The sequence below is a fragment of the Candidatus Zixiibacteriota bacterium genome (assembly GCA_026397505.1).
Lineage (GTDB): Bacteria > Zixibacteria > MSB-5A5 > GN15 > PGXB01 > JAPLUR01.
Genome location: JAPLUR010000058.1, coordinates 14,158 through 27,006 on the forward strand (window position 1 = coordinate 14,158; position 12,849 = coordinate 27,006).

Here is a 12,849-nt window from a genome sequence, read left to right on the forward strand (position 1 = left end):
CATATTATAAAATCGGATGATTATCAATAGGTAATGAAAAACTCTACGATATGAGGACAAGGATATGAAAGCGCTACCCGCGATTATTCTTCTGATTTTTTTGATCTTCGCTTCCAACGGACATGCCCAATGGCATAAGATTCCCTCCGGCATTGTTGATGATATTCGGGGAATCTCGTTCTGCGCGGAAAATGTCGGCTATGGCGTCACTTCTCGAGGCGCCATTCTCAGGTTCACCGGCCTTGGCCAACCGTGGAAAATCGATACGCTTGCCGGCACCAGGCTTCTGGAAGATGTTTTCTTCTTCAGCGGTGGCCGGAAAGGCTTTGCCTATGGCTCCACCGGCTCATTCTTCGCCACGGAAGACGGGGGGCTGAATTGGACACCTTATAAATTCGATACCAGCCTCTGGCTCGGCGACATAGCCTTTCTGGATTCGAAGCATGGCTTTCTGGTCGGCTATGATATTCATGATCCCCAAAATAAAGGGACTCTCTTCCATACTTCGAATAGTGGAAAAAAATGGGACACCCTTTCTGTTTCGGGACGGCAGCTCCAGACAATAGATATTTCCCCGCAGGGGGTCATCACGGTCAGCGGGGCCGAGAAGATTTTTATTTCCCGGGATAAAGGAAAGACTTGGGAAACGCCGGATGTCCCCAGTGGACTGACTATCAAGGCTGTGGCCATCCGCAGCAATCAGGGAATTATGGTCGGGATGGGTGGCGCCCTGGCCCTATCTAATGATGCCGGGAAAACATGGATAAAATGGAATGCTTTTGCTAATAATATCCATCTCTTCAGCCTCTTGATGCTCAGTCCGACTGCCGCCTATGCAGTCGGCTCTGACGGCTACATCCTTTACACCGATGATGCCGGAAAAAACTGGATACCCCAGGCCAGCGCCTCCCCATACCAGCTTCTCGATATTCAACTGATCGGAAATAGAATCTTCGCCTGCGGTAGCAACGGCACGGTGGTCTACAGGAATTTAGAGGAGTAACTCTTGCCTAACGCCTATAGCGGGATTGCCTTTCCCCGGAGTTAAATTTTGAGCTTGACATCAATGCCTTAAAGAGCAAATTTTCCGGGGATGAAATTCGAGTTTGATTATAATTTCAAAGGGATTCTCTCGGTTCCCGCCCGGGCGCTGCGCGCCAAAAAAATTATCGCCGCATCATTTTATCTCCTGCTGGCTTTCCTGATTTTCAACATCTTCGGCTATCTGGCGCTGCTGCTTGATGGGGCCGCTCTGTCTCATATCTTCTCCACCCACGGATTGATTCCATTCTGTCCCATCCCCTTTGACTCCATCATCGCATCAATACTGTTCTATTTTGGCGTCGGTCTTTCCATTTTATCAGTCATGGCCGGCATGATGGCGATCGCGGGATTCGACTTCGAGGAGATGCGCGGCAATCCCTTTTTCTCAACCAAGGCCGGCCTCAAATTCAGTTTCAGACGGCTGAAACAGTTGCTTCTGTCGGAACTGGCCATAATCGCCTTTGTCGCTTTCATAATTCTTCTGGGAATAATCGTCGGCCTCATAACCAGAATACCATATCTGGGTGAATGGCTTTACAGCCTCTTTTTCTTTTTCCCCAATTTTGTGATTGGGTTATTCACAGTCTTGATCCTTTTCGTTCTTTCCTGCTCGGTCTTGGTCATGCCGGCGGCGGTGATGGCCGACCGCAATGGCGAAAGTTTCAACTCTATTCTGGAAACCTTTTCGACCGTCCTCCGCCGGCCGCTGCATTGGGTCGGCTATGCCCTGTACTCGGTCGTGGCCGCCAAGGTGGCCGGTTTTATATTCGCCTATTTTGCTTTCCGCGCTGTGCAATTCCTGAAGATAATTACCTCTTTGGGCGGCGGTGAGAAAATCGGCAATATTGTTTCCTCCGGCATGAGCCATCTTCCACTCGACAGCCGGATTGTCGCTTTCACCACCAATCTTTTCCCCGGCATCCCTTTCAGTTTCGACCTTTCCACTTTATGCAGTGGAAACGACATTGGCTCGGCGGGGTATCTCATGGCTATTGCCCTGTTTCTGATATTTCTGGCTATCTGGGGATATATGATATCGGTTATTGCCACCGGCCAGGCCTATGCTTTCGCCATAATTAAAAAGATCCGTGATGGACACGCGATAACGGATGAGAAATCTCTCTTTTATGAAGAGGAGTGGGTCAACCCGCCGATTATCGACGACAAAGGCACCTCCGAAAGCAACGACATTTCCACATAATCCTGATAAATCAATCTTTTAGGCTGACTGAGCAGTGCACACATCGCTTTTACACGCGGCGTCAGGAACCCCTTCCTGACGCGATCTTTGTAGTTGTAGCGCAAAATCTGGAAGGGTTTTGCGAGACGAGATTTCGCACCATACTCTGTTGCGTCATGTCCTAAATTCCGCGCCAGTGGAAGCGAGACCTGACGCCTGCAAAGCATCTTGACAAATTTCCTTTTAAAACATTAAAACTTCTAGCGGAAGATGAATTAGGCCAATTTGATCTTGACATTATGATTAGAGTTGATTAGGATAAAGGTGTTGGCAATTTTTGACATAAGATAATACTGTATTGATGTGTCGAAAGAAGCATTAAACTAGAAATGAAAGGAGATAAAATGCCTGCAAAAAAGACGGCAAAGAAGAAAACAGCCAAGAAGCCAGCAAAGAAAATTGGTGGATTTGGGCTTGCATGATTATCTGCCATTAAGACAAAACATCCGATCAGATAATTGTGGCGTCTACTCTTTCGGGATGATGCTCACGTTATTGGGTTTGCCTACATCTAAGTGGCTTGCAAATCATTTGTTTCAAAGCATAGATCATTATGCAACCTTGAAAGGTATTACATCGTATGCTTTGGCTCGTGCCGTCGCTAAGGTCACCGGAGTGTCTGACCTTTTATGGATTCAGATTGGCAGGCCATCCTTCTTTGAATTGACTGAGATACTGCTGCAACAGGATATATCTTTAAACAAACCCTTTGTTATCGTAATGCGCGCGATTCATAAATCGAAGCATTTGCGTTGTTGGCATGCTACATTATGCACAGGCTGTAATAAGCGGGCGATCCATCTTCTAGACCCACTAGGCCCAAGGAAGCTTCATCCCGGCTTGTTTAACGTGAAATTAACGTCTATCCCCCTTAATAATCGATATTTTGCTGTTGAACCAAGCTGCTATGTTGTAGACAGAAATGCCGGCGTCGACATTCTCGGTCATCTCCCCTTTGCACGGACTGATCCATAATGGCCACAGTAGTTGAAGCACTATTTGCTCTAACATATCGGGGAAAAGAGTTTCACCATTACCACAATAAAATAGAGGACTATAAGACCAAATTGTCCAATTTCCTCGAGGCCAGAATGGATGAAGTCCGTCAATACAAAGCAACGGACTTTGCCCGTGAAATATTACAGATTATTGACCTAGAAGATTGTGACTATCTCCGCACGGGCGTAATTAAACGGGAAATAGGCGGGATGATTGCTTACCCGCGGCAACGAGATCACGGCAGCCATACCCTGTACAATTGGTTACTCGGATGGTACTTTTATACTCATTCAAGTGAAATTCGCGGTGAAATAAGAAACGCAATTGAATTACGCAAGTGGAAATCTTCCATTATCTCGTCTGATATCTTCTTCGGGCATGTTTGGCAATACGTTAGTCTTCTACATGATGTGGGCTACATATTTGAGGGTTCATTATCTGCCATGAACCCAGCAGTTTATAATGAACAAGTTGGATTGGGTATTGAGATAGTTGCTGATTACTTGAATAGCCGATTTTGGTATGGCTCCGGAATAGTCTCATCTCATGATCGGGAATTGATACAGGAAGAATTGAAAGTAAGAAATCCTCAATTGAACAAAATGATGTCTCTAGCGCAAACTGCGGATGCCCTGCGGAACCTTGGTGATTTATCAGAATTGACTAATGGGTTATTCAAACAACTTGAAAGAAGAAATAGTAATATATTGAATTTCAAAAAGTACGAAAGTAGGTCATTACCCGGTGATGCTTTTCAATTGTGGCAAACTCATTTTGAAATCTTCGGCTTTAAGAAAGCCAAAGTTATTATAGATGAGTTAGATGAGAAATTCCGCGAATTGTACTTACGTGGGACTCTCTCTGATGGTCAGAGAATATTGGACCACGGTGTATGTAGCGGATTGTTACTTCTATTAATAGCAACTCATTATTATCGTATCCTTTATGCTGCCAAGAAAAATCGGGGAACATCGCAGCATGCGGAAGTTCTTACAAGTTTCATTGATCGTATAACCCGATATAAATACGATGCACAATTTTGGTGGTGCGGGATTGTATGGGGAACTGGCGCATCAGCTATGCACAGTCTGATTCAGTTAGGCATCTGTGGAAATCAAGCCGGACACAGACTCCGGCTCACAGACGAGCCGCTGACTTTTCTTGGAATTTTGGTCGATTGTCTTCAGGAGTGGGACCGCTATAGCGTCTTCCCCATTCCTGGGGCTGACACGCTTCAAGCAACTGACGTTCAATTAGTAAGGCGATCTGGCAAGATTGTATTAAAATATGGCAACAAAGATCGATCTATCAAAGTTACAAAAGCGCTTGATAAATGTCTTGCTGGCTGGAGAAATTTAGTTGTGATCGAGGCGTAGCGATTAATTTGGAATATTGAGATCGCAACCTTGCAATTTTGACACTTACCATCATCTAAATCCCACCCCTCTTGCAAAATCTGTATCGAATCGATGGTGATTTGGGTCCTACCCCCTCAGTAGAAAGCACAGCCATCTATATGTCTAAAGTCAAAAAGCAATTTATCGACTGTCCCAATGTCAAGAACTGTCACCCGCGTACCCTCTTCCCCAAATTCTCTACAAAAGCACTACAAAAGAATACAAAAACGAAGAAACGAACTTCCCCCACCCCACTTGTTTCACCTAACCTCTTGTCCTGCAAGCAACATGCCCGTTACGTGCGCGAAAGACTTCAGTCTGCCCGTTTTCTCCTTTACTGCCCCGGCCACACCGTATCCCGGCCAGCCCGGCATCCCGTACATTTTAAAAAACGAAGAAACAAACCCAATTCGTCAGCCGGGCCTTTTTCGCCTAATCCCTTGTTATTCATTATAGTGCCAGAAAACACTGTCGGATTTCTCAATAACTTGATTAAATGCCCCGAATTTATCATATTCCCGAAAATATTTGATAATTTCGGAGACGGCTATTATGCCCAAATGGGAATGTGAAGTTTGCGGATATGTTTATGACCCAGCCAAAGGCGACCCCCAGGGAGGCGCCGAGCCGGGAACTCTGTTTGAGAATTTACCCCATGAATGGGTCTGCCCGGTTTGTGGAGCTGATAAGGACCAGTTCCATCCGCTCAAATTCTGAGTGTCACATTATCATCGAAAATGTTGAAATGGGAATCGCCCGTTTGCATTATGGAGCAGAAAAATATTGACTGTTTCATCGCGTCAAGAAAACAGGCGGAGGCTGTCTCACGTTTTTTCCTCCGCCTGCCTTCTCATCGGCATTCCCTCTAGACCGCCGGGCAGTTGGGTGCCGGTCCACTCTTATATAAATAATTGATTAAATAGGTTACATCCTGAATGTTGATATTTCCCGATTTGTTAAGATCCCCGCTCGCCGGCGGAACCGGCGGAGGGCCGCCTTTATACAGGAAATTAATGATAAACGTGACATCCGCGATATTTGTTATGCCGCTGCCGTTGGCATCTCCGCAGACAAAGATCTTGACTTTGCCCGGGGCCAGGTCCGGCGTGTAGGAAATGCCGCTTCCGGCAAAACTCGGCAGATTTTCGCCGAATCCGTCGAGCGAGAGAATCGTCTCCTGCCCCGTCGTTCCGGAGATGATGCTGAAATAGACTTTGGCAATCATGTTTCGACCCGGCACCAGCTGACCGCCCTCAAGAATAAGACAGAGTTGCCGGGCAGTACTATCGTTTAAGCTTAGGTATTTGGTCGGAAAGTCATTGGTAAGGCAGCCGGCCGTCGAGAAAGAATCGAACTTGAGATTAACCAGCCCAGAATAGGTCATAGGGACAACCATTCGGTTCAGATAAACCGTGCCGCCGGCATAAAGAGGGATTGAAATTTTCGAGCCGATCGGGGCATTTATTTGCCCGGCCACGGATGTATCGGCCAGAGCGCAGATAAAACTCTTTTTACGGCGTAGAAATGTCTCGGATCCCACCGTTATGTTAAGGTCGACCTCGTGCATGCCGCGGGTCGTAAAGGTGTGACTGGCGTTCTGACCGGTCGCGGTCCCGCCGTCATCGAAACGCCAATTCCAGGCATCAACCGACGGATGGTTGATAGAGGTTCCGGAGAAATTCACGTTCAGGGGAAGATTCCCGTATCGAGTATCGACCGTGAAGTCGGCGTTGGTGCCGATAAAATCGACCCGGGCGCCGTTGAAATTGGGCACCATCAGAATATCATGCTCCAGGTCGTAGCCGATATTGGAAGGTTGGCTGTGCCCGGTTGAAATACATACCGGCGGATTGGTCAGAGTGCTGTCATAGCGATAAATGTTTCCTTCAGTACCGCAGGAGAAATAGTACCGCCCCTGATTATCGCACGCAATGCCATCGATCCATCCAAAAGGGGTCTGGACGACAGTGGTTACAATGCCGGCGGGAAGACTAACTGCTTCCACCCGGGCGTTGGCGGTATATCCGGCCACCAGGAGCCGATTCCGAGAGGCATCAAAATAAATATCCTGGGGGCTGAGCGACACCATGGCCAGTTTGAAATAGGAATCATCATCAAGATCAATCTTGTATACGCAGCGCAAGTTGGCGTCGACTACATATAGATTTCCCGATGTATCGGTGGTCATTCCGTCCAACTGTGCCGACCCGGTGACAACAATTCTCTTTATCAAAGTGCCTGTTTCCAAGTCCAGGATAACCACGGCTGCGGGAGTAAATTCGGTGGAGATATAAAAACGATTATCCTTGATATGGCTGCTCATGGCATATCCGGGGCTGGTCCAGAAAATTGACTCGACACCGTTGGAATCGATTTGGATGACTCGCCCATTAGTGGCATTCGAGACAAAGTATCGATCCCGCACCGAATCATACGTGACACACTCCGGCACGGCAATGAGGCTCTGGGCCGAGGCAAGAACCGGCAGCAGAACGACGACACAGATTGTGGCAATCGACAAGAAACGAACAGCCTTCATGGCTCCTCCATTAATTTAGGGGTTCATATCTTTCTGATTTGATTGGAACAGTTCAGGGAGAGTTCTGGCAGAGAATTCTTTCGCCTGGCCCCGAAGATTCGATTTCGCGGCGGCAATTATAATAATGGCATAAAATTAGTATCTGCTTATATTTTAAGTGAATGGCTGAAAACAAAATCGAAACTCTGTGGAAAGCAGCCCGGGAAGGTCAAAAAGATGCTGAAAACGAGCTTTTTAAGCATCTTTCGGCAAGATTCCACTTCTTTGCTTTCCATAGGATATGGGATAGTGAAGATAGAAAAGAGGTGGTTCAGGCCGCGCTGACCGTGGTTTTCAGCGAATACAGAAAAATAGAGTTCACCCGGAGTTTCGGCGCCTGGGCTTATCGGGTCCTTGATAACCAGGTTCTGAGTTATATTCAGACGAGGAAACGACAGGCCGGGAGAAATGAAGAGCTGCCCGAATCCGATTATCTGCCTGATTTGGCCGGCCTCGGGGATAAGCCGGGATTGAAGCGGCAGCTTCTGGAATGTCTGAGAAAAATAGGGAAAAGAAATGTGATTTATATCCGAACCCTCAATTTCCATTATCAGGGATATTCAACCGACGAGATTTGCCGGAAACTGGAGATTACTCGGGCCAACCTCTATTCCATTTTATCGCGTGCCCGTTCGATGCTGCAAGCCTGTTTGGAGAAAGGCGGAAAATATGACGGCTGAGAACAGCCACCGGCATTATGAAGAGATGTTCCATGCCTATGAGCTGGGAATGCTCGATGATGAGGAGCGGCAGGAGCTGGAGGAGCATCTCACGGAGTGCGACCAGTGTTTTGAAAAAATTAAGCAAATGCAAGCTGCGTCCCTCATTTTAAGGCATGATGGTGATGTCAGGAAGACCGTCGGCGACATAGAATCCAAGTTTGACGGAGGTGAAGCCCGATCGAAAATAAGGTGGTCGCGGCTATGGCCGGCTTATGCCGTTATCACATTCCTGCTGGTTATGCTTCTTAAGCCCTGGAAAATAGAATTCAGCCCCGGCCAGGAAGCGATCGCGGCCCAGAATCGTCTGGCAATAATAAAATTCGAAAATCTCGCCGACCCAAGTGATTCTCTGCGGTGGGGACAAATGATGGCTCATCTCCTGATTTCCGATCTCGCAGAACAAGCGTCCATACAAATTGTGTCCGAGCAGCGCCTTTTTGATGCCTCTTCGGAACTGGAGATCGGCGATTCCGCTCAAATTAGTCAAAAGAAGGCACTTGAATTGGGGAAGCGAACGAATGCAAAATTGATACTCATCGGACAGATAATGCAGGATAGCGGACGCATCGCCGTCAATACGCAGATTGTCGATGTAGAAAGTGGTGCCGTAAAGGCGGCGCAACGGGTTGTTTCCGATTCCGGGATGAACCTGTTTACTCTTGTTGACAGGCTGACCGTCCAGATCCGAGAGGACCTTGCCCTTCGGGAACCCCCTTCCGGGAAAAGTGAGACCAGTGTGGCCGACATCACGACTCATTCGCTGGAAGCCTATCGCTATTTTCAGATCGGCGTCGACTACTATCAGCACGGCGCATGGATAAGAGCGGAGGAGAATTTTGTGAAAGCTGTGGCCATCGATTCGACCATGGGCATGGCCTATTATTACCTCTCCTTTCTCAGAGGGAGCTGGGAGAGTGAAAAGACTATTGATCAGGCTTTGCGATATATCGACCGGGTCGGCTGGAGGGAAAGGTATCTTATTCGCAGCTGGGCGGCCTACATTAAAGGCAACTATGTCGAGGCCATAGCCGAGATGATGAAGCTGGTTGAAAAGGTACCGGATGATAAGAAAGCCTACTATTGGCTGGGCCTATTCAATTTAAATCTCCCTCTTAAATCTGAGGCCATTCGCTACCTTTCCCGTGCGGTCGAAATAGATCCCAAATTCACTCCGGCCCTGAGCGCTCTCGCGTATACTTATGGCAAGATCGGGGATTTTGTGAATGCACTCAAAATAGCGGATCGATATATCGCCCTGGCGCCCGAAGTACCGGGGTCGTACTTGGCCAAGGGTAAAATCCTCACCGAAGCGGGCCGCTTCGATGAAGCCATCATTTCAGGAAAGACGGCTCTTGAAAAAGACCCGCGTTCCTTTGAGGCGCTTCATTTCCTTGTTCTTATCTATATGATACAAGACAAATATGGCCTGGTAGAAGAGTATCTCAATCGGATGGCCGCCGATAGCAATATCCTCGTGCGGGAATCGGGACATCTTTATCTGGCCTACCTCCCCATCTTACGGGGTGATCTAATAAAAGCTCTCAGCCTGCTGGAATCGGACAGTGCCCTGCATCGGGAAGCCGTGCAAAAAGGCGCCTTTCCGTATAACGACCTGCTGCGAGCGATGATTTACGAAGAGTTGGGCGAAACGGCTAAGGCTCTGGATATAATGATCGGGACCGAGAAAATCGTCGAAGAATTTTATCCCGACAACAAAATCACCTGGGATTATTACATAATCCAGCTTATGTCCGAGCTGGGCCGGTTTGAAGATGCTCAGAAGCGCCTGACCCGCCTGGAAGACATTCTAAAGGTCCGGGAGCAGAGAGAACAATATCAGTTTCACTACGGCGCGGGCGCCATCGCGCTTGCCCGACATGACTACCGCACGGCCATAGATGAGCTTGACCGAGCCACCCGAATATCGGGGTCCGATGCCTTCTTTGTTTGCTATATGTTGGGTCGGGCCTATTTTGAAGCGGGAAAGTACATCGAGGCGGTCGAGGCGTTTGAACGTCGGATTAAAAGCGTCGACTCTTACCGGTTTTTCCACTCTGTCTGGCTGGCAAAAGCATATTACTACCTGGGCGAATCGTACGATCGCCTGAATCAGAAAGATCAGGCCATAGAGTACTATAGTAAATTTCTCTATCACTGGGGGAATCGAAACCCGCATACTCCTTTGATCGATCAGGCTCGCCGGCGGTTGTCCGCTCTTGGGGGACAGAGCCCGGTAACGCCCTGATCGCGATCTCTCGATAATATCAACCATAAAAAAACCGGCGGATGCTTCAATCCGCCGGTTAATGCAAATCAATTTCTCTAAATAAAGAGCGGCGCCAGTACCAGCGTGATTGTCGAAAGGAGTTTTATCAGGACGTGCAACGAGGGGCCCGCCGTATCCTTGAACGGATCGCCTACCGTATCCCCTACCACGGCCGCGCCGTGGGTCGGATTTTTCGCTCTGCTGCCATCGGCTAAAGTAAGATACTTCCCGCCAAGCGCGCCGGTCTCGATATATTTCTTGGCGTTATCCCAAGCGCCGCCGCCGTTGTTCAAAAACAGCGCCATAAGAATACCGGTGATGGTTCCGACCATCAAAAGACCGGCCACCGCTTCGGCCGAAATCAATGGATCCTCAGGAGTAATAAACATCTTGAATACCAGCCCGACCACAACCGGGGTCAGCACCACTAATAATCCCGGCGCCACCATCTTGCGTAAAGCCGACTTGGTCACGATATCAACGCAGGAGCCGTAATCCGGTTTGAAGTCTTTGGGGAATTGGATAATATCGTTAATCCTCTGCAGCTTGGAGTACTGACGGCGCACTTCCTCGATAATCGCCTGCGCCGCCGAACCGACCGCCTTGATCGCCATCGACGAGAAAAGAAATACCAGCGCCGCCCCGAATAGCCCGCCGACAAAAACGACCGGATTGGCCAGATTGACCGAATGCATCTCTTTTCCGGCATACTGGGCAACTTCATCCATGTAGGCCTGGAACAGCAAGAATGCCGCCAGCGCCGCCGAACCGACCGCATACCCCTTGGTAAGAGCTTTGGTGGTATTACCGACCGAATCGAGACGGTCGGTCTTCTTGCGGACTTCCTCCGGCTGCTGCGACATCTCGACAATGCCGCCGGCATTATCGGTGATCGGGCCGAATGTATCCATGGCCAGAATGTACGCCGCCGTCGCCAGCATGCCCATGGTGGCCACGGCCGTGCCAAACAACCCGGCATGCGGCAAGCCGCTGCTCTTGCCGAGATAATATGACCCCAGAAGCGCCGCCCCCATCACCAGCGCCGGCATCCAGGTGCACTCGAAAGCGACACCGACCCCGGCGATAATGTTAGTAGCCGGGCCGGTTTTCGAGGCCTCGGCAATGGATTTAACCGGACGATACCGGTATTCTGTATAGTACTGTGTGATATATACGAAGGCCACCGAGGTCAGCACTCCCAGAATGCCGCAAAGGAAGAAATGCCACCAGGCGTCGGGGGCGTTCGGGGAATTGAGCAGCCAGTAGGTTGCCAGACCGAACGCCGCCATGGCGAGAACAACCGCCACATAATATCCGCGGTTAAGCGCCTGCATCGGGTCCATCTTTTCTTCTTTATCCATCCGAACACTCATGATCCCGATAATAGACGCAATAATTCCAAAGGCACGAGCCATCAGGGGGAACATCATCACGCCGACTACTCCGGCCGAGAAGGCCATATCCATTTTCTCCGCCGCCGCGGCCAGCGAGGCGCCCAGAATCATGGCGCCGATATTTTCCGCCGCAGTCGATTCGAACAGGTCGGCCCCACGGCCGGCGCAATCGCCGACATTATCGCCGACCAGATCGGCTATCACGGCCGGATTGCGCGGGTCATCCTCCGGGATACCGGCCTCGACTTTGCCCACCAGATCGGCGCCGACATCAGCCGCCTTGGTATAGATACCGCCGCCCAGCTGGGCGAAAAGCGCCACGAACGAGGCGCCGAATCCATACCCGACAATCAGGAGCGGTATCTTGGTCGGGTCGACACTCGAGAAGTTGCTGACCAGGGCGTAGAGACCGCCGACACCCAGAAGGCTCATCGCCACCACCAGCAAGCCCGAGACCGCTCCTCCGCGAAGCGCGATACGAAGCGCATCATTCAGCGAGGAGAGCGCCGCATGAGCCGTGCGGATATTGCTACGGATCGAGACCCACATCCCGACATACCCGGCAAACACCGAGCAGAGCGCCCCCAGGACAAAGGAAAGAGTAATCCATGTCGCCAGTTCGAGAGAACTCCCGACCGGGTCGAAGGTCCGGTGGCTCCGTATGAATCCATAGCCGACAAAGAGCAGCGCCGCAACCAAAGTTGCCAGGACCAGAATAGTCCGGTTCTGCCGGCGAAGGAAAGCCTCGGCCCCTTCTTTGATAGCGTTGGAGATAGCTTGCATGGCGGCGCTTCCGACCGGTCTTTTAAGCACCCATCGGGCCAGATAGAGGGCGGCCAGCAGGCCAAAAACGCTTATGACAAGTATAATTCCCAATAGCAGGCCTTCACTCATAGAACTATCCTTTCAGAATTTGGCTTATATTTTCGCGCGTAAATTATTATCTAATTTTGACCACATTACTTTGTCTATACGGCCTAATATGAACTATTTTAGTCTAAAATATCCAGAAAAATTTTGCGCCCGCAAGGGCGTCCAAGTCCTATTCTTTCAATGACATAACTTATAGTTTTGCATAGCCTTACGGCCACCCGCAAGACAGGCAGGAATTTAAGAAAGGGAAAACAGTTAGTCAACTAAATTCAGATGGTAAATCTTATTGAATTGGTAGAGTCCGGGTGGCGAGCGGCGGGTTTGAGGACTCGCGCG

8 protein-coding genes are annotated in these 12,849 nt (G+C 49.4%); 6 read left to right on the forward strand and 2 right to left on the reverse strand.

Features of this window, described 5'->3' with window-relative positions; genetic code table 11:
- The first annotated feature begins 64 nt into the window (after nucleotides 1–64).
- The 4 genes from NT002_05430 (at nucleotide 65) to NT002_05445 (ending at nucleotide 5,397) form a co-directional block, all read left to right on the forward strand.
- Nucleotides 65–1,003, forward strand: a complete 939-nt coding sequence (locus NT002_05430) for a YCF48-related protein (GenBank protein MCX6828707.1) — start codon at nucleotides 65–67, stop codon at nucleotides 1,001–1,003.
- A 90-nt stretch (nucleotides 1,004–1,093) separates the two neighbouring features.
- Nucleotides 1,094–2,245 carry a hypothetical protein gene (locus tag NT002_05435; protein MCX6828708.1) on the forward strand — a complete coding sequence of 384 codons (1,152 nt, stop codon included), beginning with the start codon at nucleotides 1,094–1,096 and terminating at the stop codon, nucleotides 2,243–2,245.
- Nucleotides 2,246–3,375: 1,130 nt separating this feature from the next.
- The gene (locus NT002_05440) at nucleotides 3,376–4,659 is read left to right on the forward strand and encodes a hypothetical protein (protein ID MCX6828709.1); all 1,284 of its coding nucleotides are present in this window, start codon (nucleotides 3,376–3,378) and stop codon (nucleotides 4,657–4,659) included.
- Between the two features lie 573 nt (nucleotides 4,660–5,232).
- A complete protein-coding gene (locus tag NT002_05445; protein MCX6828710.1) occupies nucleotides 5,233–5,397 on the forward strand; it encodes a rubredoxin in 165 nt (54 codons plus the stop codon).
- 148 nt (nucleotides 5,398–5,545) lie between these two features.
- Here the strand turns inward: NT002_05445 and NT002_05450 are convergent, their stop codons facing one another.
- Nucleotides 5,546–7,219, reverse strand: a complete 1,674-nt coding sequence (locus tag NT002_05450) for a PKD domain-containing protein (protein MCX6828711.1) — start codon at nucleotides 7,217–7,219, stop codon at nucleotides 5,546–5,548.
- Nucleotides 7,220–7,380: 161 nt separating this feature from the next.
- On the opposite strand from NT002_05450, the gene NT002_05455 reads away from it, so the two are divergent.
- Both NT002_05455 and NT002_05460 read left to right on the forward strand, forming a co-directional pair.
- Nucleotides 7,381–7,938 (forward strand): RNA polymerase sigma factor, encoded by a 558-nt coding sequence (locus NT002_05455; GenBank protein ID MCX6828712.1) that lies wholly within the window; start codon nucleotides 7,381–7,383, stop codon nucleotides 7,936–7,938.
- The gene (locus NT002_05460; GenBank protein MCX6828713.1) at nucleotides 7,928–10,225 is read left to right on the forward strand and encodes a FlgO family outer membrane protein; all 2,298 of its coding nucleotides are present in this window, start codon (nucleotides 7,928–7,930) and stop codon (nucleotides 10,223–10,225) included. The genes NT002_05455 and NT002_05460 overlap by 11 nt, the downstream gene beginning before the upstream one ends.
- Nucleotides 10,226–10,302: 77 nt before the next feature.
- Here the strand turns inward: NT002_05460 and NT002_05465 are convergent, their stop codons facing one another.
- Nucleotides 10,303–12,534, reverse strand: a complete 2,232-nt coding sequence (locus tag NT002_05465; protein ID MCX6828714.1) for a sodium-translocating pyrophosphatase — start codon at nucleotides 12,532–12,534, stop codon at nucleotides 10,303–10,305.
- Nucleotides 12,535–12,849 lie beyond the last annotated feature (315 nt).